Source organism: Haloferax elongans ATCC BAA-1513 (assembly GCF_000336755.1).
GTDB lineage: Archaea > Halobacteriota > Halobacteria > Halobacteriales > Haloferacaceae > Haloferax > Haloferax elongans.
This window is the reverse complement of the sequence record NZ_AOLK01000011.1, coordinates 324,546-347,021: the sequence shown is the minus strand read 5'-3', so window position 1 is coordinate 347,021 and position 22,476 is coordinate 324,546. Positions and strand designations below refer to the sequence as shown.

General features: G+C 58.1%; 31 protein-coding genes. 18 read left to right on the top strand and 13 right to left on the bottom strand.

Features of this window, described 5'->3' with window-relative positions:
- Nucleotides 1-132: 132 nt before the first annotated feature.
- Nucleotides 133-2,085, top strand: a complete 1,953-nt coding sequence (locus tag C453_RS04100) for a COG1361 S-layer family protein (RefSeq protein WP_008322914.1) — start codon at nt 133-135, stop codon at nt 2,083-2,085.
- Nucleotides 2,086-2,146: 61 nt separating this feature from the next.
- On the opposite strand, the gene uvrA is transcribed toward C453_RS04100, so the two are convergent.
- From uvrA to C453_RS04085, 3 genes are all read right to left on the bottom strand, one after another.
- Entirely contained in the window at nt 2,147-5,095 is a 2,949-nt protein-coding gene (gene uvrA / locus C453_RS04095; protein WP_008322913.1) for an excinuclease ABC subunit UvrA, read from the bottom strand.
- 239 nt (nt 5,096-5,334) lie between these two features.
- Nucleotides 5,335-5,694 carry a cell division protein SepF gene (locus C453_RS04090; RefSeq protein ID WP_007544553.1) on the bottom strand — a complete coding sequence of 120 codons (360 nt, stop codon included), beginning with the start codon at nt 5,692-5,694 and terminating at the stop codon, nt 5,335-5,337.
- Nucleotides 5,695-5,851: 157 nt separating this feature from the next.
- Nucleotides 5,852-6,331, bottom strand: a complete 480-nt coding sequence (locus tag C453_RS04085; RefSeq protein ID WP_008322912.1) for an RNA-binding protein — start codon at nt 6,329-6,331, stop codon at nt 5,852-5,854.
- Between the two features lie 169 nt (nt 6,332-6,500).
- Between C453_RS04085 and C453_RS04080 the strand changes: the two genes are divergently transcribed.
- Both C453_RS04080 and C453_RS04075 read left to right on the top strand, forming a co-directional pair.
- Nucleotides 6,501-6,803, top strand: coding sequence for a DUF7562 family protein (locus C453_RS04080; protein ID WP_007544549.1), 303 nt, complete (start codon nt 6,501-6,503; stop codon nt 6,801-6,803).
- Between the two features lie 93 nt (nt 6,804-6,896).
- Nucleotides 6,897-8,216, top strand: coding sequence for a ribonuclease catalytic domain-containing protein (locus C453_RS04075; RefSeq protein WP_008322907.1), 1,320 nt, complete (start codon nt 6,897-6,899; stop codon nt 8,214-8,216).
- Between the two features lie 80 nt (nt 8,217-8,296).
- On the opposite strand, the gene C453_RS04070 is transcribed toward C453_RS04075, so the two are convergent.
- Nucleotides 8,297-8,530 (bottom strand): DUF7385 family protein, encoded by a 234-nt coding sequence (locus tag C453_RS04070; RefSeq protein WP_007544545.1) that lies wholly within the window; start codon nt 8,528-8,530, stop codon nt 8,297-8,299.
- Nucleotides 8,531-8,601: 71 nt separating this feature from the next.
- Here C453_RS04070 and C453_RS04065 point away from each other — a divergent pair, with 71 nt between their 5' ends.
- Nucleotides 8,602-8,802, top strand: a complete 201-nt coding sequence (locus C453_RS04065) for a hypothetical protein (protein ID WP_008322906.1) — start codon at nt 8,602-8,604, stop codon at nt 8,800-8,802.
- 83 nt (nt 8,803-8,885) lie between these two features.
- On the opposite strand, the gene C453_RS04060 is transcribed toward C453_RS04065, so the two are convergent.
- Together C453_RS04060 and C453_RS04055 are read right to left on the bottom strand one after the other, a co-directional pair.
- Nucleotides 8,886-9,254 carry a hypothetical protein gene (locus C453_RS04060; protein WP_008322905.1) on the bottom strand — a complete coding sequence of 123 codons (369 nt, stop codon included), beginning with the start codon at nt 9,252-9,254 and terminating at the stop codon, nt 8,886-8,888.
- Nucleotides 9,255-9,391: 137 nt separating this feature from the next.
- Complete coding sequence (locus C453_RS04055) at nt 9,392-10,996, bottom strand: PAS domain-containing protein (RefSeq protein ID WP_008322904.1); 1,605 nt, start codon at nt 10,994-10,996, stop codon at nt 9,392-9,394.
- Nucleotides 10,997-11,239: 243 nt separating this feature from the next.
- Between C453_RS04055 and C453_RS04050 the strand changes: the two genes are divergently transcribed.
- Nucleotides 11,240-11,569 carry a hypothetical protein gene (locus C453_RS04050; protein ID WP_008322903.1) on the top strand — a complete coding sequence of 110 codons (330 nt, stop codon included), beginning with the start codon at nt 11,240-11,242 and terminating at the stop codon, nt 11,567-11,569.
- Nucleotides 11,570-11,779: 210 nt separating this feature from the next.
- Here the strand turns inward: C453_RS04050 and C453_RS04045 are convergent, their stop codons facing one another.
- Complete coding sequence (locus C453_RS04045) at nt 11,780-12,787, bottom strand: tyrosine-type recombinase/integrase (protein WP_008322902.1); 1,008 nt, start codon at nt 12,785-12,787, stop codon at nt 11,780-11,782.
- 93 nt (nt 12,788-12,880) lie between these two features.
- Nucleotides 12,881-13,066: a ribbon-helix-helix domain-containing protein gene (locus tag C453_RS04040; protein ID WP_049907494.1), complete on the bottom strand. Its 186-nt coding sequence runs from the start codon at nt 13,064-13,066 to the stop codon at nt 12,881-12,883.
- Between the two features lie 109 nt (nt 13,067-13,175).
- On the opposite strand from C453_RS04040, the gene C453_RS04035 reads away from it, so the two are divergent.
- The 3 genes from C453_RS04035 (at nt 13,176) to C453_RS04025 (ending at nt 15,282) form a co-directional block, all read left to right on the top strand.
- The gene (locus tag C453_RS04035) at nt 13,176-13,394 is read left to right on the top strand and encodes a ribbon-helix-helix domain-containing protein (protein ID WP_008322899.1); all 219 of its coding nucleotides are present in this window, start codon (nt 13,176-13,178) and stop codon (nt 13,392-13,394) included.
- Nucleotides 13,395-13,484: 90 nt separating this feature from the next.
- Complete coding sequence (locus tag C453_RS04030; RefSeq protein ID WP_008322897.1) at nt 13,485-14,207, top strand: hypothetical protein; 723 nt, start codon at nt 13,485-13,487, stop codon at nt 14,205-14,207.
- Between the two features lie 541 nt (nt 14,208-14,748).
- Nucleotides 14,749-15,282, top strand: a complete 534-nt coding sequence (locus tag C453_RS04025) for a hypothetical protein (protein ID WP_152418007.1) — start codon at nt 14,749-14,751, stop codon at nt 15,280-15,282.
- A gap of 458 nt (nt 15,283-15,740) precedes the next feature.
- On the opposite strand, the gene C453_RS04020 is transcribed toward C453_RS04025, so the two are convergent.
- The 5 genes from C453_RS04020 to C453_RS04000 form a co-directional block, all read right to left on the bottom strand.
- A complete protein-coding gene (locus C453_RS04020; RefSeq protein WP_008322893.1) occupies nt 15,741-16,193 on the bottom strand; it encodes a hypothetical protein in 453 nt (150 codons plus the stop codon).
- 142 nt (nt 16,194-16,335) lie between these two features.
- Nucleotides 16,336-16,974 carry an ATP-binding protein gene (locus C453_RS04015; RefSeq protein WP_008322892.1) on the bottom strand — a complete coding sequence of 213 codons (639 nt, stop codon included), beginning with the start codon at nt 16,972-16,974 and terminating at the stop codon, nt 16,336-16,338.
- Nucleotides 16,974-17,378 (bottom strand): hypothetical protein, encoded by a 405-nt coding sequence (locus tag C453_RS04010; RefSeq protein ID WP_008322890.1) that lies wholly within the window; start codon nt 17,376-17,378, stop codon nt 16,974-16,976. The genes C453_RS04015 and C453_RS04010 overlap by 1 nt, the downstream gene beginning before the upstream one ends.
- Nucleotides 17,371-17,808 carry a hypothetical protein gene (locus C453_RS04005; protein WP_008322887.1) on the bottom strand — a complete coding sequence of 146 codons (438 nt, stop codon included), beginning with the start codon at nt 17,806-17,808 and terminating at the stop codon, nt 17,371-17,373. The genes C453_RS04010 and C453_RS04005 overlap by 8 nt, the downstream gene beginning before the upstream one ends.
- The gene (locus C453_RS04000) at nt 17,805-18,014 is read right to left on the bottom strand and encodes a hypothetical protein (RefSeq protein WP_008322885.1); all 210 of its coding nucleotides are present in this window, start codon (nt 18,012-18,014) and stop codon (nt 17,805-17,807) included. Before C453_RS04000 ends, C453_RS04005 begins: the two co-directional genes overlap by 4 nt.
- Before the next feature lie 122 nt (nt 18,015-18,136).
- On the opposite strand from C453_RS04000, the gene C453_RS03995 reads away from it, so the two are divergent.
- The 10 genes from C453_RS03995 to C453_RS03950 all read left to right on the top strand — a co-directional run bounded on the left by C453_RS03995 (nt 18,137) and on the right by C453_RS03950 (nt 22,435).
- On the top strand, nt 18,137-18,337 hold the full coding sequence (locus C453_RS03995) for a hypothetical protein (RefSeq protein WP_008322883.1): 201 nt from the start codon (nt 18,137-18,139) through the stop codon (nt 18,335-18,337).
- A gap of 2 nt (nt 18,338-18,339) precedes the next feature.
- Nucleotides 18,340-18,849: a hypothetical protein gene (locus C453_RS03990; protein WP_008322881.1), complete on the top strand. Its 510-nt coding sequence runs from the start codon at nt 18,340-18,342 to the stop codon at nt 18,847-18,849.
- Between the two features lie 18 nt (nt 18,850-18,867).
- Nucleotides 18,868-19,293, top strand: coding sequence for a hypothetical protein (locus tag C453_RS03985; RefSeq protein WP_008322879.1), 426 nt, complete (start codon nt 18,868-18,870; stop codon nt 19,291-19,293).
- Nucleotides 19,293-19,637: a hypothetical protein gene (locus C453_RS03980; protein ID WP_008322872.1), complete on the top strand. Its 345-nt coding sequence runs from the start codon at nt 19,293-19,295 to the stop codon at nt 19,635-19,637. The genes C453_RS03985 and C453_RS03980 overlap by 1 nt, the downstream gene beginning before the upstream one ends.
- The gene (locus tag C453_RS03975; protein ID WP_008322870.1) at nt 19,634-19,945 is read left to right on the top strand and encodes a hypothetical protein; all 312 of its coding nucleotides are present in this window, start codon (nt 19,634-19,636) and stop codon (nt 19,943-19,945) included. Before C453_RS03980 ends, C453_RS03975 begins: the two co-directional genes overlap by 4 nt.
- A complete protein-coding gene (locus C453_RS03970; protein ID WP_008322869.1) occupies nt 19,942-20,178 on the top strand; it encodes a hypothetical protein in 237 nt (78 codons plus the stop codon). The genes C453_RS03975 and C453_RS03970 overlap by 4 nt, the downstream gene beginning before the upstream one ends.
- 2 nt (nt 20,179-20,180) lie before the next feature.
- Entirely contained in the window at nt 20,181-20,753 is a 573-nt protein-coding gene (locus tag C453_RS03965; protein WP_008322867.1) for a hypothetical protein, read from the top strand.
- Nucleotides 20,750-21,193: a hypothetical protein gene (locus C453_RS03960; protein WP_049907493.1), complete on the top strand. Its 444-nt coding sequence runs from the start codon at nt 20,750-20,752 to the stop codon at nt 21,191-21,193. Before C453_RS03965 ends, C453_RS03960 begins: the two co-directional genes overlap by 4 nt.
- The gene (locus C453_RS03955) at nt 21,186-21,377 is read left to right on the top strand and encodes a hypothetical protein (protein WP_008322866.1); all 192 of its coding nucleotides are present in this window, start codon (nt 21,186-21,188) and stop codon (nt 21,375-21,377) included. The genes C453_RS03960 and C453_RS03955 overlap by 8 nt, the downstream gene beginning before the upstream one ends.
- Nucleotides 21,378-21,475: 98 nt before the next feature.
- Complete coding sequence (locus C453_RS03950) at nt 21,476-22,435, top strand: hypothetical protein (RefSeq protein ID WP_008322864.1); 960 nt, start codon at nt 21,476-21,478, stop codon at nt 22,433-22,435.
- Nucleotides 22,436-22,476 lie beyond the last annotated feature (41 nt).

Here is a 22,476-nt window from a genome sequence, read left to right as displayed (position 1 = left end):
AGGTAGGGCCTCTTCGAACCTATCTCTTGCGCGACGTTTCCGCCTCGTGAGACTTGGAGGTCGAATTAATATTATCCGGGTCGTAATTGAATCGACCGAGTGAGGATGCTGCCCCGCCGGTCGGTGCCCACAATGCTTCGACACCCTCGCCATCTGAGCGCCGCACTCTTCGCGGTGCTTCTCGTCACGTCCGTCCTCGCGGGAGCGACTGGGAGCGCCGCCGCGGCGACACGCGTCGCTGGCAGTCCCGACCTCTCTATCGTCGCCCCCGAGAACCGACTGGTCGCCGGGAGTGAGACCGTCGTCGAGGTGTTCGTCGTCAACTCGGGTACCGTCACCGACGACGGCCCGGAAGAGTACGAAGCCCTCGTCCAGACAGCACGTGCGTTGACGCTCGAAGCCGAGTCCAAGGGGCCGATAACGGTCGCCAGCGGTGAGGTTCCGGTCGGAACCGTGCCCGAAGGCGTCTCAGAACCCGTCTCGCTCCGACTCCGCGTCTCTGAGAACGCCGACCCCGGAAGATACGAGGTCCCCGTCGAGTTCAGCTACGACTACACGTCGACGGTCAGAATCGACGGCGAGTCAGTTCGCACGACTCACCGACGCCGAACGATTACGCGGACGCTCGAAGTCGTCGTGGAGCGTCGCCCCGCCTTCAACGTGGAGAACGTCACGACCGCGGTCTCCGTCGGCGACACCGGGACCGTCGCGTTCGACCTCACGAACGTCGGGCCGGTCGATGCCGACGACGCGACGGTGACTGTCACGTCGTCCGATACCGAAGTCACGTTCGGCGACGGGGCGACCAGTGCCGAGAACTTCGTCGGCGACTGGGAGTCAGGGGAGACGCGACGCGTCGAGTTCAGAACCCGCGTCAGCGACGACGCCCTCGTGCGCAACTACTCGGTCGGCTTGACGGTCTCCTATCGCGACGAAGACGGACAGGAACGAACCTCGCGCCGACTTGTCGCTGGCGTCCGACCGACACGTGGTGCCACATTCGAAGTCGTCGACGTCGATGCCGCGGTCGCTGTCGGTGACACCGGAACGGTCACGCTCGAACTCGAAAACGTGGGTGATGCGACCGCGTCCGGGACGACAGTCGGCGTCGAATCGCCCGATTCGGAGATAACGTTCGGCGCGGGCGCGCCCCGGGCAGAGGCGTACGTCGGCGGGTGGGAACCCGGCGAGACGCGCGCAGTCCAGTTCCGAACGCGAGTTGCGGACGACGCGCTCGACAGACCTTACTCACTGGACGTGGCGCTCTCGTTCCGCAACCCGACCGGTGAACGCAAGACTGAGACGCTCGTCGCCGGGTTCGACCCCGGAGAAGGGCCAGCGTTCCGGGTCACCGTGACCGACAGTACACTGCGCGCTGGCGGTGTCGGGCGCGTCACCGGAACTATCGAAAACGTCGGTGGAACCGACGCACAGGACGTGGTCCTTCGACTTGCTTCGGACGACCCGTCGATAACGCCGACAGACGTCGAAGTCGCCATCGGAACGCTCGGACCCGGCGAGTCGACTGAGTTCGAATATGCCATCGGGTTGGCGGCGGGAACTGCCCCCGGCTCTCGACGGCTTCCTCTCACCATCGGATACCGACCACCGGGTGACGAGATGCGCGCGACCGACCAGACTGACGTGCTCGCGCCTGTAACCGTACAGAACCCCGCTGTCACCGTCGAACCGCGAAACGCGACGTTCGAAGTCGATTCGACTGGGCGACTCGTTCTCGAAGTGACGAACACCGAGGACACGCCGCAGACCGACGTGACAGTCCGACTCGTCACCGAGGCTCCGCTATCGAGCGAAGACGCCGTGTCGTTCATTCCCCGACTGGACCCGGGTGAGACGACGCTCGTCGTCTTCGACCTCGAAGTTGACGGCGAGGCGGTCGCCAAGACGCAAGTCGTCGGCGTCGACGTGAGCTACGAAGACGACGCCGGTCGGCAACTCGCGACAGGGACGCAGCAAGTGCCAGTCGAGGTTGTCGAGTCCGAGACGACGTTCCCCATTCTCCCCGCCGTAGTCGTCGTGTTGGCATTGGGTGGGGCGGGCTACTGGTGGTATCGGCGGCGGTAGGTGGTAATCAGACGCAGGTCGGCGAGGGTAAAACGAAATCGGACGCAGGTCGGCAGCGGTCTCAGTCGTCGTTCGGAACTTTCGCCGGTTTGCGGCGGTCCGAACGCGGTCCCTCTTCGTCCACGTCCGGGAGGTAGTCGCGGAGGTACCGACCCGTATGAGAGTCGGCGTTCTCGGCGACTTCCTCGGGCGTCCCGCTGGTGACGATGGTGCCACCGTGTTCACCGCCCTCGGGACCGAGGTCGATGATGTGGTCGGCGTTCTTCACGAGGTCGAGTTCGTGTTCGACCACGAGGACGGTGTTGCCGTTGTCCACGAGGCGCTGGAGCACGTCGATAAGTTTGCGCTCGTCTTCCTTGTGGAGTCCCGTCGTCGGTTCGTCCAGCAGGTAGAGCGTGTCGCCGGTCTGTTTCTTGCCGAGTTCTTCGGCGAGTTTGACGCGCTGGGCCTCGCCGCCGGAGAGCGTCGTCGAGGGCTGGCCGAGTTGCATGTAGCCGAGACCGACGTCGTGGAGCAGTTGGAGTCGGCGGCGAATCTGCGAGTTCGCCTCGAAGAACTCCAGGGCTTCGTCGACTTCCATCTGGAGGACTTCGGCGATGGTCTTGTCCTTGTACGTCACGTCGAGCGTCTCGGCGTTGTAGCGCTTGCCGTGACACTCCTCGCAGGGCACGTACACGTCCGAGAGGAAGTTCATCTCGATTTTGACGTTGCCCTGTCCCTTACAGGCCTCACAGCGCCCGCCTTTGACGTTGAAGGAGAACCGACCCTTCTCGTAGCCGCGCTGTTTGGACAGTTTCGTCTCGGCGAAGAGTTCGCGCACGTAGTCGAAGACGCCGGTGTAGGTGGCGGGGTTCGACCGCGGCGTGCGACCGATGGGCGACTGGTCGATGAGACGGACCGTCTCGATTTCGTCGTAGCCCTCGATGGCGTCGTGTTCCCCGGGGTCGACAGAGGTGTTGTCGTTCATCGTCCGCGCGAGTCCCTTGTAGAGAATCTCGTGCATCACGGTGGACTTGCCGGACCCGGAGACGCCGGTGATGGCCGTAAACGTGCCGAGTGGGATGGGCACGTCGAGGTCCTTCAGGTTGTGCTGGCGCGCGCCGCGAATCACGAGTTCGCCGTCGCCCTCGCGGCGGGTGTCGGGCACGTCAATGTCCTTGCGCCCGGCGAGGTAGTCTGCGGTGATGGAGTTGTCGGCCGCGACGATATCGTCGAAGTCGCCTTGGGCGACGATTTGGCCGCCGCGCTTGCCCGGGCCGGGGCCCATGTCGATAATCTCGTCGGCCCGGCGCATCGTCTCCTCGTCGTGTTCGACGACGATGAGCGTGTTTCCGAGGTCGCGGAGGCCTTCGAGCGTGTTCAGCAGTTTGTCGTTGTCGCGCTGGTGCAGACCAATCGAGGGCTCGTCAAGGACGTAGAGGACGCCCACGAGACCGGACCCGACCTGTGTGGCGAGACGAATGCGCTGGGACTCACCACCGGAGAGGGTCGCAGCCTCGCGGTCCAGCGTGAGGTAGTCGAGTCCGACTTCCGTCATGAAGCCGAGGCGGGCGCGAATTTCCTTGAGAATCTCCTGTGCAATGGTGCGCTCGCGCTCGGAGAGGTCGGTTTCGAGGCCTTCGAAGTGCTCCAGCGCGTCGGCGATGCTCAGGCGGTTGACCTCGGGGAGCGTCGTGCCGCCGACGCGGACGTGCCGCGACTGCTCTTTGAGGCGCGACCCGTTGCAGTCGGGGCAGGTCGTGACGGCCATGTACTCCTCGATGTGGTCGCGCGTGCGGTCGGAATCGGTCTCGACGTGTCGCCGTTCGAGGTTGCCGACGACGCCCTCGAAGGGGTGTTCCTTGTGACGGGTGCCGTTTTTCGTCGTCCACTCGAACACCACGTCTTCGGTGGTTCCGAAGAGGAACGCGTCCTGAATCTCGTCGTCTAACTCTTCGAACGGCGTGTCAACGCTGACGCCGAAGTGGTCGGCGACGTTGTCGAGTTGGCGCTGGTAGTACGTCCGATTGTAGCTCCACGGCTCGAAGACGTGCTTGAGGGGCTTCGACGGGTCGGTGACGACGAGGTCTGGGTCGACCTCTTTGGCCTCGCCGAGGCCCTCACACTCGGGACACGCGCCGTGTGGACTGTTGAACGAGAACGACCGCGTCTCGATTTCCGAGAAGCGGAACGACGAGTTCGGGTTGCCGAGTTCTTCGGAGAACTCCACGACGAGTCGGTCGTCGCCGTCGCCCGCGAGCGACCCGGTCGAACGCGTGTTCGACGCGAATGGCGGGTCTTCCGGCGGGTCGGGAACGATGAGTTTCAGGACGCCGTCGGCCTCGTCGAGCGCCGTCTCGACGGAGTCGGCGATGCGCGACCGCGACTCGGGGGCGACCTTCACGCGGTCGACGATAACGTCGATGGTGTGGTCGTAGTTCTTGTCGAGTTCGGGCGTCTCGAACGAGAGGTCGAACTCCTCGCCGTCGACTTCGACGCGAGCGTAGCCCTCGCTGACGAGGTCCGAAAAGAGGTCCTTGAACTCGCCTTTCTGGTCGCGGACGACCGGCGCGGCGACCTTCGCGCGCGTCCCCTCGGGGAGTTCGAGAATCTGTTCGACCATGTCCTGTGCGGACTGTTCGCCGACTTCCTCGCCCGTGATGGGGTCGTACTGCGTGCCGACCCGGGCGTAGAGGAGACGAAGGTAGTCGTGCAGTTCGGTGACGGTCCCGACGGTCGAGCGGGGGTTGTTTGCCCCGTTCTTCTGGTCGATAGAGATAGCAGGCGACAGTCCCTCGACGGCCTCGACTTTCGGCTTGTCCATCTGGCCGAGGAAGTTGCGGGCGTACGCCGACAGCGACTCGATGTAGCGGCGTTGTCCCTCGGCGTAGACAGTGTCGAACGCGAGGGAGGATTTCCCCGACCCCGACAGGCCGGTGACGACGGTGAACGTCTCGCGGGGGATGCGGACGTCGAGGTCCTTGAGGTTGTGCTCTTCGGCACCACGAACCTCGATGTAGTCCTTGCTCATTCGAAGATTCCTACGGACGTGGGGACCGAATAGGCATCGGTTCGAGTCATCTGAGCCGCAACTTTCGGAGTCATTGCGACCCGGATTACGCGACCCTGCTGTTCGGGTCGACCCGGATTCCGGGACGCGAAAACCTGCTGTTCGGGGACAGTAACCACGGTGTCGAGGCTGACGGCTCGACGAACAGTGGACGCGAGTGGAGACGAGAGTGCGGGAGTCTCCCGCAGAAAAACCGCGTGTTACGGACTGTTGAGTTTGCTTCGCGCAATCTTCACGCCGGTCGGCGTGATGATGAGTTGGTCGTCGCCCTTCTGGACGATGTCACCGTCGACTTCGTCGGCAACCTGTCGGAGGTCGTCGATGATGTGTTCCATCGTGTTGTCCGAGGTCGTGTGCCGGGTGATGTCGGCGATGACGAGGTCACCGTCGTAGACGGCGTCTTTGATGGCGATGACGTCCTGCTGGCTACCGATTTCCGCGATGTGGACCGAAATGTCGGCCTCGCCGCGGGCGGTATCGAAATCGTCGAGGTCGAGTTCGACGTAGTCCTCGGTCGAACGGGAGTCCCCGCCACCGAGAATTTTGCTCATGATGCCCATAGGATGTACACCGGGACGACGAGGTTAGTTCTTACGTCAGACGTATGTCCATATTCCGAGAGTTCATCCCTCGAAAACTGTCCGGATAATCCCACTATCCAGTGGCGTCGGCTGGTTTTGACGACTGCTGGGAAGGGACCGAGCCGTGAGGACGGCCTCAGACGCTGAATTCGAACAGGTCGTCGCCGACGTGGTGGATGGACTCGACGACCTTCCCGGAGTCGCCGACGAGGTCGTCCCCGTCTTCGAGCGCGCGACCAATAGCGAGGACCTTCCCGTGGGTCTCTTCGGCGATGGCGACGAGGTCGCCCGCGGAGATGGATTCGTCGGCTTCAGTGATACCGGGGCGCATCACGTCTGCGCCGCTGGAGACGAACGAGACGGCACCGGCGTCGACGGTGACGACGTGCTTCGTCGGCTGGAACTCGTTTGCGCCCGTGACGGTCAAGAACGGCTCGTCGTCGATGTAGACGACCATCGGTTCGCCGTCGACGAGGACGATGTCGTACTCGGAGTCGGCCAGTTCGACACCCTCGAATGCGTCGCCGTCGACGTCGACGCCGAGGTTGGTTTCGATAGACTCCCGCAGTTCCGAGATTTCGTCGCTCCGGAGGTGGTGGCGAGACTTGACTTTCATATCCGGTGGTGGACGCTGGGTGCCGATAAATCGACCGCTCCGCGTTCAGCACAGCAGACGGTCCGAACACCGACAGCAGATGGTCCGGCCGTCGATAGCACGCGCTTCGTCACACGCTCGTCAGACGGGCGGAACAACTGATAAGTAGCGGTGTCTCCACCAAATGAGTATGTGGCGCTCCCGGAGCAGCCGGGACCGGAAGACTGTCGTATGCATTGCGTGCGGCGATTCGGTCCTTCGGTCGGCGGCGCGCGAGTACGACAAAGAGGGGAACCGTTGGGAACGACACGGAAAACGGTTCGAGCACCTCTGTAAATCCTGTTACCGGAACCTCTGTCACCAGCCACGCGCTGGTCTCGAAGCACTGCTCGTCGATATCGAAGAACACGGTGTCTCCAACGAGGAGTTCCTGTATCGGTACTACGACGCCGTCAAAGCCCAGTACGAATCCGCCGAAGAGCGCGAACGGTAGTCGGTCGCGACGCCGAACCCACCGGTGGTGTCGAGACGTTGCTGTCCCACCGCGCCCGACACGCATTTCTCCCTGCCCCGTTTAGACGGTGCCATGTCAGACGACTCGCAGGCGTACGCCGGTACCGCCGAAGGGCAAGGACCGGTCGAAATCGACGCCGAACTCGCGCGACACCTCCAGAACAAGCGCGAGGAGTTGTTCGAGGAGTTCGAGATTCGAGATGCGTTCCCCCCTGAAGTTCTCTCCGAGGCGCGCGCGCGGACTGAAGGCGTCGACGAAGAGATAGAAGAGGAACTAGAACACCGGCAGGACCTTCGGGACCTGACGACGTGGACGACAGACCCAATCGACGCCCAGGACTTCGACGACGCCCTGAGCATCCGCGAGAACGAGGAGACGTACACGCTGTGGGTCCACATCGCCGACGTGACCCACTACGTCCACCCCGAATCGGAGATGTGGGCCGAGGCCGTCAAGCGCGGCAACACCGTCTACATGCCCGCCTACACCATCCACATGCTCCCGCCGGTCCTCGCCGAGACCGTGTGTTCGCTCGTCCCCAACGAGGACCGACTGGCGCACACCGTCGAGATGGAAGTCAAGAAGGACACCCTCTCGTTCGAATCTATCGACATCTACAAGTCCGTCATTCACTCCGACGAACGACTCACTTACACGCAGTGTGAGAACCGCCTCGACGACCCAGAACTCCCGCTTCACGAGGAGAACTCGCTGGTGTTCGACCTTGCGGACCAACTCCACGAACAGCGGAAAGAAGACGGGTCGCTCGTCCTCAACCCGAGTCGCGACCGCGCGCACACCATCATCGAAGAGTGCATGCTGAAGGCCAACAAGGCCGTCACGCACGAACTGATGTGGAACCGCGGCGTCGAGGCGATGTACCGAGTCCACCCGCAGCCGACCCCCGACCAGTGGGACAAGGCGCTCCGCGAGATTACCGAACTCAACGGCGTGAGTATCCAGTCCACCTCGTGGGACGAACCCCGGAAGGCCGTCAACGACGCCCTCGAAAGCGCGAACTCCCGCACGCTCAACAAGATTCAGCGTGCCGTCCTGAAGGTCATGCCCCGCGCGAAGTACATGAACGACCCCTTCGGTGGCCACTACGCGCTCAACTTCGACATCTACGGGCACTTCACCTCGCCTATCCGCCGGCTGTCGGACCTCATCAACCACTGGATTGTCCACGAAAACGACGTTCCCGAAGACCTCGTGGAACTCTGTGACCGCGCCTCGGACCGCCAGAAGGACGCCGAGACCGCAGAGCGTCTCTACAAGCAGTTCCTCGAAGAAGTCGGTCTCGACCCCTACGCCGTCAACAACCGCGGTATCGTCACCGTCGACGACGATGGCGACGTTATCGACGAAAACGGCCTGCCGCCGAAGGAGTAAGCACCGACCGACGCACGCCGAGCGCGACACCGCGCTGGCGTACTGTTTGTGAATGGATACGTACTATTCTGCGTGAGAACTCACTGTTTGTGCGTGAAAAGCAGCACGTCGCCGTCGTGCTGGGTTACACAGAGGTCGAGCATCATACTCAGTTCGAGACTGTTGTAGTCGTCTTCACAGACGACGAGGTCGTCGAACGGTTTCTCACAGGCCGGGCACGCGATAGCGACGGTGTTCCGGTAGGTAGTGACGCCGCCGCTCGATTCGTGCGGCGTGAGTGACGACCGAAGTTCGTCGAGTTCTTCGTCGTTCATTGGTCTGGTGGTGTGTGCGGTGTGGGACCGTATAATTCTTCACGGTCGAACACCCCCGTGATACACGATAGATGCGTGATACCATTCGGCGAGTCGCACTCGGGCTCTACGTCTGCTGGCTCGTCGCCGTCGTGCTCCTCGTTGCGGGACGACACACCCCGCTGCCATCGCTTCCAGGCGTCCACGAGAGCGTAGTGCTCGGGGCAGGAGTCCTGACGCTCGTCGGCGCTGTCTCGCTTCTCCGGGACGGGTACCGCTGGCTCGCGGGGTAAGCAGTCGCTAGGCTACTCTGCTCTTTTCTTCCCTACTCTTCTCTGCGCTTCCCTACGCTACTCTGCTCTACTCTCTGCGCTCCCTATTCTCTCCCATCGAATCCACACGCCCACCGAAAGTGCGGGTGAATCCATTCGAGTCTCGCCGCGTGTGTCTCTACCCACGCGGCAGGGTCGCCCAACGAACGCGAAAGTACCTCGGCGTCGTCTTCGTGTGTTCCCTCTCGGTCGAACGGGACCGATTCGAGCGTCCGCGACGCGGGGTTGAAAAACACCGCTCGCTCAGTGTCGTCAACGAGGGCGACCAACCGGGACCCAGAGGCGTCTTTCGTGAGGAGCGCCTGTGCCATGCGGTGCTGGTGGACACCGCAGCGTGTCTCCCGGAGGGTCGAGACCACGTCTCGGAAGACCTCGGTAGGGTCCGACGATGGAGTGCCGTGACCTGTTTCCATACCACCCCGGTTGCGCGGCGGGCTAAAGAGGGTCCGCCAAGGGTGGAGTGAAAGTGAAGGATTCGGTGGAAGTAAAACAGATGACGCGCTCCTGTGAGGGTGCTCTGACAGTCGACCACGGTACCCGGACACCGCACTCACGCACGGCAGTCCGACGCCATCGCCAACTGGTCGAGTTTCACCCGCGCGTGTTCGACCAGCAGTTCGGCGAACTCCCGGTCGTATTCGTCGAACGCACCGACCTCACTGGAGGCAGCCTGAAGCGTTCCGAACCTTCCGATTGGGACGGTCAGCGCCGACCGGTAGTCGTCGTCCGCGGTCTTGGTGTCCGCCTCCCGAAGGTCGTCGACGGTAATCGTCTCCTGTCGGTTGTACGCTCGCGCGGCGAACGTGTCGTCCGAATCGAGCGACGTTTTCTCCAAGCAGCCTGCGCCCTCGGTGTTGAACCGCCAGACCTCCTGTACGAGGTAGCCGTCTCGTTCGACGTCGACCGCGACGAGGTCGAACTGTAGGACGTTCTCGGCAGTCTCGACGAGCGTCTTGTAGACGGTCTGTTCGTCTTCAGACTTCTCAATCTTCTGTGCCGCAGTGTGCAGCGCCGTCAACGTCCGTTCGCGTTCTTTTCGTTCGGTGATGTCGACCGCGGCACCGGCCGTCGCAAACACCTCCCCGTCGTCGTCGAAGAGTGGCGTGATTCTCGCGAGGTAGACGCGTGTTCCGTACGCCGTTTCGATTTCCTCTTCGACTTTGATTGGCTCACCGTGAGACAGCACACGTTGGTCAGTCTCTCTGAGTCGGTCGACAATCTCCTGGTCGAACAACTCCGCGACGTCGACGCCGGCGAGGTCGATGTCGCTGTCGATATCGAACAAGTCTCGGTAGTTCTGGTTCGCGAGGATGAATCGACTCTCGGTGTCTCGCATCCAGAGCGCCGCCTGTACACTGTCGAGAATGCCCTGTAGCTTCCTCGTTTGCGTCTGAAGTTTCCGTTCGCGCTCCTTGCGCTCGGTGATGTCCTGAAAGTAGACGTAGACACCATCTCGGTCCCCGGAGGGGAAGATGCGCTCTTCGATCCACCGTCCCTCGTTGATATCCGAGAGCGCTTCGACCGTCTGCGGTTCGCCAGACTCGATGACCTGCTCGTATCCCTCGATAGACGGGTTGTCGTCATCTGCAGCGATATCCGCTCGGTAGTTAATTCCGAGGAGTTGCTCGCGAGAGAGACCCGTCAGTTCCACCGTCTGTTCGTTGACGTCTGTCACCGTGAGGTCGGCGTCCATCTCCACGAACCCGTCTGTGATTCGAGTGAGTGTCTGGCGACGACGGCGGTTGGCGCGCTCGGAGTGGCGGCGCGCTCGATGCTGTTCGACGCTGTTCGTGATTCGGTTGGCGAGTACGGTGTACTGTCCGGTCCCGACCTCCTTTTGGATGTAGTCGGTCGCACCAGCCGAAATCGCATCGGCAGCGACTTCTTCGGACCCCTTCCCGGTGAACAGGATAAACGGCAGTTCTGTGTACTCCTCGCGAACTGAGTCAAGGAAATCGATGCCGGTCTGGCCGGGCATGTCGTAGTCACTGACGATACAGTCGACGTGATACTCGTCGAGTCGGCGCATCCCCTCGCGCGTATCGGTGGCCGATGTCACGCTCAGTCTGTCGTTCTCGCGTTCGAGAAACGTCGCAGTGAGTTCCGTGAAGTCAGGGTCGTCGTCGACGTGTAAGACCCGAATCGTGCCGGCCATACTACCTGCTGTACTGAGTTGGCCCCTATAGTGGTTCCCCTCTAACTCCGGTTCATTTAGAACAATTGTGACTATCTAGTGTCGAATATGAATCAAATGCGTAGTTTCATCGGATTTTGTGTGTCTGTTGTCTATTGGAATGATAGCCGTTCTGCACCATAGGATTCGATTTCCGAACGACTGTGCAACAAGCAACTCGTCAAGTAACTAGGATTTTTATCCGGTGGTCGGTTCTCAGAAGATATGCGCAGGGCCCTCCGTTACGCGATTGCACTCCCCGTCGCGTTCAGTATCGCGCTGGCGACGTACCACTATTTCAGCGACGCGTACTTCATGGTCTACCCGGCCATCTTCCTTGTCTACGTATTCACTATCGGTGTCGGGTTGGCCGAACCGAAATTGATGGTTTCGGGCACTGGGTCGAAGAACCGACTGTTGGGAGCAATCATCGGCGGTGTGTCGGCATTCACCTTCTCGTCGCTGATTCAGTTTTCAATTCCCATCGCCGTGTTGGCGTGGGGAATGCTGCTGTTCGGAATGGTGACCGGGATGATGAGCATCCATACGGGGTGAGACGTGGCCGGCGATTCGGCCGCGAGAGAACGATTACGCAGTGGAGAACGGACTCCGTGCGGAGTTACGACTCAACGTGTTAGGTCACAGAACCACTGCTGGACTCGCGGGGTCCCCGCGAGCAGCGCGAGCGGGGGCAAGCGAGTCCATTGACTGTAGTGAACGTAGTGAACGAAAGGAAATGGACTCGCGGGGTTCTAGCGATAGTGGTCATGATGGCAGGTGTTGCTTTCTAACTTCCATCTTTTCGCGGGCGGTGCGTGCGTCGTAGTGTTGGTACAGGATTTCCAGCGACACGTCCGAACGCTCGGAAATAATCTCCGGCTGGACATCCTGTGAGAGGTAGTGCGTGATGTGTCCGCGACGAATCGCGTGCGGCGACTTCGAGGACGGGCACTTGCTCGCGTACTGGCGTTTCTCTCGGGCTTCGCAGTCCGACGGGTCACGGTCGTGTGGGCACGGCAGTCCGTACTCGCACGGCTGCGTGGCCTCGTTGACAATCTGGTAGATGGTGTCGCCAGTGGCGCGACCCCAACTGGTCGTGATGAGGGGATGACGACCGTAATCGTCGGTGGCCGGGGTGCGGTTCTCCCGAACGTACTCCTGAAGAACACGCATCCAATCGGGGCCGATGTACACCCATCGTTCACCCTTCTCGCCGTTCTTCAACGGCGTCTCGGACTCGGGGCGGTGGACGACCTGAATCGCGTGTTCGTCTTCGTGGAGGTCGCCGACATCGAGCGCCCGAACAGTGCTGCGGCGCATCCCAGTACGCCAGATGAGCGCCATGACGGCGTGCTTCCGGCTGGCGTAGTGGTAGCGGTCCAAGTATTCCAGAATCGCCTCGGCAGCGTCCGCTTCGAGGTGAATGTCTCGCGCCTCGGACCCGTCGGGGAGTTCGGGCGCGTGAATCTTCTCACGCAGGCCGGGTTCGACGGCGTCGATATCGGCCCAGAAATCGAGGGCCATCCGAACACTGCTAATCTGTTTCTGGAGGGTGATGGGTGCGATATCGCCCTGCCGCCACCGGACGAAGTCGTTGAGCTTCCGTCCGGTGAGGTCGTTCAAGTTGTCGATGCCAGCGGTTTCGCACCAGTCGAGGAAGTGCCCGAGTCGCGTCTTCGCGTTCTGCATCGTAGACTTGCGGACGCTCGGCTCGCGGAATGCAAGGAATCGCTCGACACCCTCCTCGGGGGAGAGTGGTTCGAGGTCAGTCACTCGTACACCTCCTGAGCGGCAATTTTACGTACTTCGGAGAGGGTCCCCAGAAATGGGGAGACAGGACGTTTCCTAGGCATCCAATCCCCCCTTCTACGCGTCAACACGTGGACTCTGGTTGAGTCGCACGTCTGGGTCTTCGAACGGAGAGTCTGGAGCCTGCTGAATGAGATGCCGTACGTACTCGGCACGACTCATTCCGAGGTTCTTGCTCTGTTCGTCGATTTTCCGCACCATCTCCGGTGGCATCGAGATGGTGACGTTCACTGATAGCGCCATTCATCGATTACTACGTAAGTACTATACTTATTGCTTACTCCCTGATTCGCTTAGGTACTTAGATTATGCACCCCTAAGGTATTCACTGATTGAGTTACTAACTAAGTGTATGAGTGCGACCCCGGATGGTGGAGAATCTGGTTCCCGAAATATCTCGATAAAGATTGGAGACGACTTTGTCGAGGACTTCGACCGAGCGATGAAGCGCGGTCAATTAGACGGCAAACTTCCAATGGATATGTCCCGTAGTGAGGCGATTCGACGGCTTATGCGGAAAGCGATTGATGACCCGTCGTTGTTAGCGGAAGACGAGGAGAATAGACAATAATAAACAGGGTTCTATGGCTCATGGCGTGTTGATGTTCAAAGATTGAACCTATATGTTGTAGTAGTGAATTCTCAATTATAGATACAGATAATGTCAGATGAAGATGACCAGAAGTTTCGGGAGATAATACAATATCGCTCAGACATATATGATAGCTTGGCCACAGACTCATTATCTATTTTGAACATTCAGCTATTCACAATTCCACTCACAGTTTCGATTATTACTCTGGTATTTAAAGCCGTAGAAAACACCGAGAAAGCCAATGGACAGGAGATTAGAGTCTTTGCTGCACTTGCTGAGAAACTAAACACTGAGTTGACTCTCTATGCAGTGATTGGAATGCTGGTTGGGATTGTACTTTCGTCATTCTCATACTATACTGCCAGACGGCGAGCGAGTGCCCAGGTGAAATATGTTGATCAACGCTTCAGTGAGAAAGACGCCAAAGACTGGTTAATTAAGTCAGCACATGATTGGTACGTACAAACATTTGAGGACCACATTGTAACATCAAAGGATCACAGTGATATTATAAATAACACCGGTGAAAATAATATTCCCGGAGAGGTACTCAGAGTAGCACTCGGAACCTCGGTATTTGTCACTTTAAGCTCTCTTGCGGTCATATTCAACCAAGTATTTTCTATTGTATATGAGCAGATTACGGAGGTTCTGTTATTACTTGGTTCACTCACACTCATACTGCTCATGTACACCCAATATGCGATTGTGATCATACTGATTGTAGAAAAACTATTGGGTAAGGTATCTCGGTTTACCCAGACAATATTCTCTTTTTTTAATATTTAGTGAAAGTTCAATCTTTATGAACCATCCATTTAGGAACTTCACTACTCTGTCTATTGTTTTATTCCTTTCTCCGATATTTGTTCCAGATCTGAGAGATATTAATTATGCAATCCTCGCTACACTTGCATATGTGTCCTTTGCCTTGGGAGTTCACTATCAAGCGAAGCTAGAAGCGAACCAAGGGTTGTGAAGGTTCTCCGAAGGCATAACAATTCAGCAGTCCACTGAATCTCAAACTTCTCATGACCCGCCTTGCACCACTCTCTCGCCTCACGTGCCGACTTACTCACAGTCAAGAAAGACGCGTTTTGAGCGAGCGATGAAGCACGGTTAATTAGACGGCAAACTTCCAATGATATGTCCCGTAGTGAGCGATTCGACAACTTGTGTGGAAGTGATTGATGACCCTATTCTCCTAGCTGAGGCAGACTGAGGGAGATTTTTTGATTCCTCAACCGAATGGTTCTTTCATTGAGTTATGAGCGAAGCGATAAGTCTAGGAACTATCTCAATCGGAGCGGTGCTAGGGTCGCTTATTACGATGGTTATTGGTGGGATCCCACTGTATATGAGGTATGTTAGATGGTCAAAATCAATTATTGAACTAGACGAGATGCAGACTTTGGAGGGTTCAACCTCATGGCACATGGTTACTAACGATGGAATGGATTTCTTTTCACGAAGGATAATGATGAAAGCATCGAACAAGGGACTTAGGTCTGGTGTTGTAACCGATATTAGCCTAATAGAAATAAAAACACAAGATGAGACTATCAAGTGCAGAGAAAAGGGGCTAGTTCACGAAGTAGTCATGGAGAGGTACAACCGAGATGGAATCGAAAAACGGTTTGAGTTTGAAAACGAGAAGCGACAATTCCAGATTATTTCAGGGAAGGACGACGAAATACTGTCTGCAATCCCTTTTTTGAGAAGAAGCTACAAGAGTGAGGTTTCAAAGATTAAGGAATCAGATATTTGTGAATTTGTGTTTGAATTGCAGATAGAAGACAACAAAAGAGTATATTATTCGCCCATCTCAATAGATGTAGGTACATCAGAATTGGATAATAAATGAGGGATTGGCAAATAGTTACTAATTCTAGATATCATATATAATGAATGTCTGGAAACAAGTGATTTTTCTACCATCAAGATCATAACAAGATGCTGCCCAAAATTGGCAGCAAAGTGATCTAGATAAATGTTTACTGAAATTCCAGCACCGTCCGCCGGCGTTCTAGTTTCCGGTGCGATGGTCGTCTATGGTTATCCGAGTTGGGCATTCTTCTTCGTAATTGTCTCGCTCGGTCTATGGACGGTTGTGCAGTTGTATACTGCAGACTCTAGCAAATAGATCTGCAGCTGATCTCGCTTATTTTTTTGAAAGTGATCTAGATAGAGACCAACATCCCAGCTTGGTTGTGCAGTTGTATTGACCAACAATTAGGTCATCTTAATCATGGGATTGTTGAGGTTCGTGTCTATTCATACTCCAGCGAACCGTATGAACATTCACGCCGTAGGAACTAATATTTATCGGCTGACCGACAGCACCGATAGTTTCCGCTGCTTCTCAAACTCCTCGTGACCCGCCTCGTTCCACCCACCAGCCTCACGCACCCACTTGCTCACTGTCGAAGGCTTCGCCCGACGAATCCGTATCTCACCTTTCTCGAAATCGTACAGCACGAAGGCATACCACGCGACACCACGAGCGTCTGCCGCGAGTAACGACCGCGTTTGGTCGCGCCGCAATCGGAACCGACCGCGAGCAGGATACTTCTCACCAATCTGTGTCGCGGTAGACTTGACCTCGGTCTTCGCGCCAGTGTTCGGATGGACGCAATCGTACCAGTCGGCTTCGTCAGGCCGGTGGTCGAGACCGTACGCTTCGGCGACCAACTCCTCGGCGAGGATGTCCGTCTCACCGCGCTGTAGTCGCTCCTTTTGACCCCGCGAGAGGTCGCGCATTCGGACGACCTTCACGCGATACCTCCCGGTCGAGCGAGTAGCGACCAGCGGTGAGAAGCGTGTGCCAGCACCCGCAGTGGGTGCTGGTGTAGGTACCAGACAGGGGCAAATACCCAACTTCTAGGTAGGAATAAACTCCTTTTGGTTGTCATAGAGTTTACCCATACACCTCCTTGGTTTCACTTCGATAGACGGCGCTCGGTGGTTCGGTCGGTCGGATGACGACGTACTCCCATCGGTCAGAGGGCAATCCCTCTCCGTCGAGGTCCTTCAGGTTGTAGTAGCGGATGAATCCCCGGTGGAACGTCGAAGGCGGGCCAACCCACACGAGGTATTTGCACTGCTTGACCGGCGGGTAGTAGAAGTCCTGCGGGTCCTGTGAGGCGATGACGACTTTGACGCCCTTGTCTCGGTCCTCGTGGAGCATCGCCGCGAGTGTGTTGACCTTCGCGCTCGATTCCTTCTTGGAGTCGGGGAGGTGGCGGTGCGCTTCGTCGACGATAACCTGTACCGGGTAGCCGGTTCGGCCGTGGTAGTCGTGCGCGATAGCTCGGACGTGGTCGATTACCTCCATCGCGTCGTCGCACACCCACCGGAGACGCGAGGCAGTCGCTCGGCGAGCATCGGCAGGGGAGTAGACCGTCACCGCGTCGTTCAGGTCACGCCCGGAGATTCCCCCGGCGTCCGTGTCGTCTATCCAAATGGAGAGTCCGGGGAACGTGTCGTGCATTTCCCGGAGGAAGGTCGTCTTCCCCGAGCCGGAATCTCCAACGACGGTTACGTGATACCGGTCCATCAAACACCTCCTTCACCAACCAACGCCGCCAAGTCCGGGTCGAGCGGTTCGCGGTCGTTCTGACCCGTACTGTCGTCGCTCTGTTTCTGCTCTGCGCGCTCGCGCACGAGGACGAACGTTTCCAACGTGCCGAGGCCAACGTCCACGATAGCCGGAATGCCGTCTACGTCGGCCATTTTCTGTAATCCTCGAACGAGTCGCTTCGGGCCACCGCGCTGTGGGTCCCACGGCGATTCAATCGCGTCGAGGGGACGATGCGGTTCGGTGGCGAACAGGAGGTTCCGAACCGTAGATGCCGACCCCATCGTTTCCGCTGCGGGTGCGCCCTCCGCAGCGACGTGAGAGGCGGCTACGGTTTCGTCCTGCCCCAACGTCTCGCCCGGAGATGGCGGTGCCTCAGACATTGTACACCTCCCGGCAGTCGGCGCAGATGTAGTCGTACTCGTGCGCCCACGTGGGCAGCACGCGGCGGTGTTCGTCTACGACGCCGTAACGGTCGCTCCCACAGTCGGGACAGGCTGGTTCGTCCGACTCGGTGCCGCCGTCGTCTTTCTCGACTGGGTCAGGGGCGTCAAGTGCCGGGTTGCCACCGTCGGTCACGGCCTCGACAGTGGGCTGAGTGTCAGCCACTTCGACGCCTTCCGGGTCGTCCTGTGTCGGGGACTCAGCCTCTCGGACTGAAACCGGGTCATCGAGCGGCTGAATCATCGTGTCGTGGTCTTGGAGGTAGCACGAGGACTCATGATTGTGGATTCCCTGCGCCCGGAAGTACAGGCCACAGTGGCTACACTGCTGGTCTGTCGCCGATTGCGGTTCGTAGGTGCCGCCACTCATGCGACAGCCCCCACGACGAAATTCAGTGCTGAGGCGAGAGTAGACCCTGCTGCACCAGTGAGGTGGACGATACCGCTGAGTGCGCCACACTCGCCTGCGATGCCGAGGAGAAAGGCGTTCTTCACGAACGGACGGGTAGCCTCTGAGGCCCGAAGATGGGCGAGCAGGGCACCCAGTACGAGTGTCGGGTAGCCAAAGACGGGCATGTAGCTCTCGTCTCGTCGTCGGTATATGAACTATCTACCAGTCTCGACACTCAATTATTGAGCGTTGAGTGTTCTACACTGCATATTCGGCTTTTGAACAATCGCACATCGGGTCGGATGCAATGCCAAAAGTAGGAGTTCCGTTCCTCGATACAGAGGTAGATACGGACCAACCCGGAGAATCGGCGCAGAACCTCGGCCTCGCAACGGTCGGGGTGATGCTCTTCCTCGCGGTCATGGGCGCGGGGACGTGGCTGTACAACAAGGCGAAAGAGACCGCTGGTGTCGAACAGGGCACTGGCATCCCGGTGGCAGGTGAGTGAACATGGCGACGCCACTCGTCTACAACACGAACCTCGCCAACGTCGGCAACTCGAAGCCGGTCAAGGGGTCAATGCTCGAACAGACGACGCTCCGAGCAGGAAACGAAATCGTCGTCTACGAGCAGACCTGCCCCGCCGACAAGTACCTGTTCTGGGGCTTCGGCCACCAGAACAAGCAGGCGGGCAACGCCTCGCACATCTACGCTCAACTGAAAGCGACTGGCAACGGTGCTGGCAGCGCAGGCGACGCCATCAAGGGCGACCTCGTCGCGGTCATCACCGACTCCGAAGGGCGCGATGTCCATCACCGCTACAACGTTGGCGACCTCGAAACTCTCGCCGACGCCGCGAGCGACCCGCGAACCGAGCGACCCATCATGCCCGCCCTCGCGCCCATCGCGCGTGAGGACCAGCGGATTCAGCTTCGCGTCATCGCGGACCCCGAATCCGACGGCGTAGAGGTTGACCCGAGTGCATCCAGCGCCCGTATCTTCTACGGGAAGCTCAACTAACCCCGGAGGCTCCCTTTCATGTCTTCCAATTCAGACCGCAAGAGTAGCCTCCGCTTCGCCGGGAACGTCGGCCCCGACGACGTTGAAACCGAGACGTACACCGCACAGCAGGATGCGACGGTCGAGGAGGTTGCGGTGCGAATCTACCAAGGCCCGCGCCTTGACCTTCGTGTCGTACCGTTCCTCGAACGCGGCGAGCCGGGATACCGCGAGCGAGTTCCCTTGGTCGAGCTTCGCGGGAAAGACTACGTCGACGGCGACAACGACTACTGGATTTTCCCGACGAGCGAAGCCGTTCGAGAGGGCGAAGTCCTCGGGGTCGAGGTGCGCAACGTCGATGGGTCGAACACCTACGACTACGCGGTAGACATGGTTATCGACCGCGCGGGCGGTATGGCGCGTCCGGTCGAATCCTTTCTCAGCCGATTACGGAGGGTGTTCTGATGGGCGTTGAGCAATTCAGTCAGGAAGTCCGTGGGTCGGGCGGTATCCTCGCAACGAGTACGCAAGGGACCGTCGAGACGGACAACTACGCCCACGGGGATGGCTTCGACTTCGACGGGACCGCCTACCCCTACACGCTGAATCCGGCAGCGACGATTCAGGAACTCGTCTTGACGAAGTCCGGGAACATCGACATGGAGGTCACGACCACTGGGGGTGACACGTTCACCGTCCCACTTGCGGGCAACGTCGGTGCGTTCGACAAGTGGGAGATGGACATCGTGACGTTCCGTGACCCGAGTGGTACCGCGAGTCCAATCGCCGGGGGGTGGGCTGGCGAATGACGGTCGTGAGCCCACAGTCCTCGGGTGGTGCAATCTACACCGACGGCGAACGGCTACAGATTGACACCGCCGCAGGCGAGTCGGTCACGGTTCCGACCGGCGAGAAGTGGTACATCACCTCCTGTCTGTTCGCCCAGACGACGAACTACGAGACGAACATGACCATCAACGGGACATCAGTCTCGGCGACGTCGTCGCGTAACCTCGATTCAGTCCCCGAACTCGAAGGGTCGTGGCTGTACGAGGGCGACAAGCTCACGGAGGGGTCGAATCCGGGAATCATGCTCATCCGGGGGTGGAGGCTATGACCCTCTACGTCCGGTACGTCGAGGGCGTCGAGCTTTCGTGGCATCCGATTGCGCCGAGCGGGAGCGATGTCTCGCAGAGCCGAGCCGACGAACTCGCAAAGCAGTCGATAACTGAGGTTGTCGGCGCAACCACCTATCCCGTCGAACTCTCTGACGCGGAAGCCGAGTCCGTCCGAACGAGATACCAAGAGCTGCTAGAAGAGGAAATTGCGTCCACGAGCGGAGGTGCCTAATCATGGTCTACATCACAGCAGATGACTCGCCGAGTGCTGGCGAGACGTACGACCCACGCGAAGAACTCACTCCCGGCCAGCGACTCGCCAACCAGATTGGCGGCGGGGGTGATGACGACGATGACGACGACGATGATTCGCCGAGTACCGGCGGCTACTCCGACCTCATCCCGGAGGACGAACTGAACAACTCCGAATCAGGGATGCCGGGCGCGGGGACGCCGACCAACGACATCGTCAGTCCCGACCCAAACGAGAACACCGACGGCGACGAGGTGATAATCAATCCCGACGGGACCGCCTCGGTTGACCTTGACCGAACGGACCGAACTCTCGACGAGATTCGAGACAACGTCTCGAATTTGGTCGGTGACAGCGACCCATCGCCTTCGGTGGACGAACTCGGAACCGTCCGTGAATCCATCCGCGACATTCGAGAGGAGATAGCCGGAATGGGAGAGATACAACCCGGTTCGGAGGGCGATTTCAACGCCGGAACCCTTGGGGTTGCGGCCATCGTCATGGCCTCCGTTCTCGCCCTGCTCGGTATCCTCGGTGGTGGTGACTCGCGTTGAACGTCATCGACACCGTCACCGGCGGCCTCGACCACCTTGCCGGGTCAGTAGACGAATCCATCGCTCGCCAGTTCGATGACGAACCCGGCGGCGGCTTCGCCGATATGGGACGGACGGGCGAGACGAACGACCCCGAGACAGACACCTACCACAATCGCTACCTCCGGGGTGAGTTCGTCCGGACGGTCTACGACACGATGATGGATTACGACGGCACCCTGAACGGGCGTGAGGATTCAGTCGATGTCTTCGGCCCGAGCCTCTGGGGTTCCGAGGGGAGTGTCGTTGATGTCGTAGTCGAACGAGAGGGCGAGACGCACGGCGCTGCGGAGACGAAGACGAAACTGCTGCTCGTCGTCGTTGGGTCACTGGTCGTTCTCTATCTCGTCGCTCCGTTGGTGCAACTCGGGTTGACGGTCGTCGGTGGTGACGATGAGTGAACTAACCGACCTGCTGTTGCAGACGACCGACCCGGTCGTGGCGCTCATGCTGGTCGGGTTGGGGATGTATGTTCGAGACGTGAAGGCTACCCTCCACGACGATATCGACGCGGTTCGGTCGCGGATTGGGCGATTGGAGGATGTGTATATCCCGGATGGGGGTGAGGTCGTAGACGAGGATTGAGGCGTTGAGGCAGACATCAGATTAGTTTACATTCACAGTCTCTTCTAAGAATATTTACCAACAAACATATCGTATACTCAACCTGGAGTAACACACTTATGAAGTTAAGCCGGATATTTTCTGAAGAGACATATTTTGAGGATAAAAAATTTAGAATTGACCGGTCAACAGTGGAGATTCATACGTTGGATGATCAAGTACATCTTGAGATACATTCACTAGTTGATAAACTAACAAATCCAGACGGATGGAAGATAATATCCGACCGCAAACTCTGTCTGGCTTTCAAAGACATTAATCAGATTCAAATTCTATCTGAAACAATCAACAGATGGCTTGCTACCGACCCTGAGACAAGCATTCAAAGGGTTCTTCCAGGGGCATCAGGTATTTTCTCAAATCGAATATGCGAACCGCATAGAAAAGAACTGAATTCTAACCAGGATTCTTTGGTTGTCGAGGTTGAGTCAGATAGAATCGAACTACGACTCCAGAGTTCTAGCCACATCTCCGCCTATATACCAGTATCAACTGAAAAAAGGAACAGTAAAGAACAAAACAACCACAATATAAAAAATCTTTACAAATTACTTGAAAAATTCATCACATACTACGAGTTAGAAACTTACGCGGAAGAACTGCCGGTTTTGTTTGATGACAATCAATTAGATAAGATGTCTTCTTCAAAATACGGTAAGGAGGTAATCACTCATCTCAAAGAGGGTGACAAATGTTTTACCTTAGACATGTACATTCCCGCGTTGAGTTCATATGTTCATGCAATAGAATGGTCAATTATCTCTTACTTGGAGTCTGAGAAAAATATTGACATTATCCAAAAGGAGAAGGAAAATGGAAATCCCTACTACTTCAGCGATTTACTCGGCACTCTAACCAGTAACTCTCCAATCGATCAGAAGTCAATTTCGAGATTGGAAAAAATCAACAGTGCTGAAAGACGCTGGATGGCCCATCATAAGGAGGGACCAACTAGATTCAAAGACGTCAAAAGAGTGAGAGAAGACCTTGGTGAATTACTTCAAATGCTCTATTCATAAGTTCCCTCTCCCACGTTCAACGTGGGTCTATGAAGACGCTC

Excerpts from the sequence above, each read along its gene's own strand:
- C453_RS04100 (WP_008322914.1), top strand. The coding sequence starts at position 133 with ATGCTTCGACACCCTCGCCATCTGAGCGCCGCACTCTTCGCGGTGCTT.
- uvrA (WP_008322913.1), bottom strand. The coding sequence starts at position 5,095 with ATGAGCAAGGACTACATCGAGGTTCGTGGTGCCGAAGAGCACAACCTC.
- C453_RS04090 (WP_007544553.1), bottom strand. The coding sequence starts at position 5,694 with ATGGGCATCATGAGCAAAATTCTCGGTGGCGGGGACTCCCGTTCGACC.
- C453_RS04085 (WP_008322912.1), bottom strand. The coding sequence starts at position 6,331 with ATGAAAGTCAAGTCTCGCCACCACCTCCGGAGCGACGAAATCTCGGAA.
- C453_RS04080 (WP_007544549.1), top strand. The coding sequence starts at position 6,501 with ATGTGGCGCTCCCGGAGCAGCCGGGACCGGAAGACTGTCGTATGCATT.
- C453_RS04075 (WP_008322907.1), top strand. The coding sequence starts at position 6,897 with ATGTCAGACGACTCGCAGGCGTACGCCGGTACCGCCGAAGGGCAAGGA.
- C453_RS04070 (WP_007544545.1), bottom strand. The coding sequence starts at position 8,530 with ATGAACGACGAAGAACTCGACGAACTTCGGTCGTCACTCACGCCGCAC.
- C453_RS04065 (WP_008322906.1), top strand. The coding sequence starts at position 8,602 with ATGCGTGATACCATTCGGCGAGTCGCACTCGGGCTCTACGTCTGCTGG.
- C453_RS04060 (WP_008322905.1), bottom strand. The coding sequence starts at position 9,254 with ATGGAAACAGGTCACGGCACTCCATCGTCGGACCCTACCGAGGTCTTC.
- C453_RS04055 (WP_008322904.1), bottom strand. The coding sequence starts at position 10,996 with ATGGCCGGCACGATTCGGGTCTTACACGTCGACGACGACCCTGACTTC.
- C453_RS04050 (WP_008322903.1), top strand. The coding sequence starts at position 11,240 with ATGCGCAGGGCCCTCCGTTACGCGATTGCACTCCCCGTCGCGTTCAGT.
- C453_RS04040 (WP_049907494.1), bottom strand. The coding sequence starts at position 13,066 with ATGGCGCTATCAGTGAACGTCACCATCTCGATGCCACCGGAGATGGTG.
- C453_RS04035 (WP_008322899.1), top strand. The coding sequence starts at position 13,176 with ATGAGTGCGACCCCGGATGGTGGAGAATCTGGTTCCCGAAATATCTCG.
- C453_RS04030 (WP_008322897.1), top strand. The coding sequence starts at position 13,485 with ATGTCAGATGAAGATGACCAGAAGTTTCGGGAGATAATACAATATCGC.
- C453_RS04025 (WP_152418007.1), top strand. The coding sequence starts at position 14,749 with ATGGTTATTGGTGGGATCCCACTGTATATGAGGTATGTTAGATGGTCA.
- C453_RS04015 (WP_008322892.1), bottom strand. The coding sequence starts at position 16,974 with ATGGACCGGTATCACGTAACCGTCGTTGGAGATTCCGGCTCGGGGAAG.
- C453_RS04010 (WP_008322890.1), bottom strand. The coding sequence starts at position 17,378 with ATGTCTGAGGCACCGCCATCTCCGGGCGAGACGTTGGGGCAGGACGAA.
- C453_RS04005 (WP_008322887.1), bottom strand. The coding sequence starts at position 17,808 with ATGAGTGGCGGCACCTACGAACCGCAATCGGCGACAGACCAGCAGTGT.
- C453_RS04000 (WP_008322885.1), bottom strand. The coding sequence starts at position 18,014 with ATGCCCGTCTTTGGCTACCCGACACTCGTACTGGGTGCCCTGCTCGCC.
- C453_RS03995 (WP_008322883.1), top strand. The coding sequence starts at position 18,137 with ATGCCAAAAGTAGGAGTTCCGTTCCTCGATACAGAGGTAGATACGGAC.
- C453_RS03990 (WP_008322881.1), top strand. The coding sequence starts at position 18,340 with ATGGCGACGCCACTCGTCTACAACACGAACCTCGCCAACGTCGGCAAC.
- C453_RS03985 (WP_008322879.1), top strand. The coding sequence starts at position 18,868 with ATGTCTTCCAATTCAGACCGCAAGAGTAGCCTCCGCTTCGCCGGGAAC.
- C453_RS03980 (WP_008322872.1), top strand. The coding sequence starts at position 19,293 with ATGGGCGTTGAGCAATTCAGTCAGGAAGTCCGTGGGTCGGGCGGTATC.
- C453_RS03975 (WP_008322870.1), top strand. The coding sequence starts at position 19,634 with ATGACGGTCGTGAGCCCACAGTCCTCGGGTGGTGCAATCTACACCGAC.
- C453_RS03970 (WP_008322869.1), top strand. The coding sequence starts at position 19,942 with ATGACCCTCTACGTCCGGTACGTCGAGGGCGTCGAGCTTTCGTGGCAT.
- C453_RS03965 (WP_008322867.1), top strand. The coding sequence starts at position 20,181 with ATGGTCTACATCACAGCAGATGACTCGCCGAGTGCTGGCGAGACGTAC.
- C453_RS03955 (WP_008322866.1), top strand. The coding sequence starts at position 21,186 with ATGAGTGAACTAACCGACCTGCTGTTGCAGACGACCGACCCGGTCGTG.
- C453_RS03950 (WP_008322864.1), top strand. The coding sequence starts at position 21,476 with ATGAAGTTAAGCCGGATATTTTCTGAAGAGACATATTTTGAGGATAAA.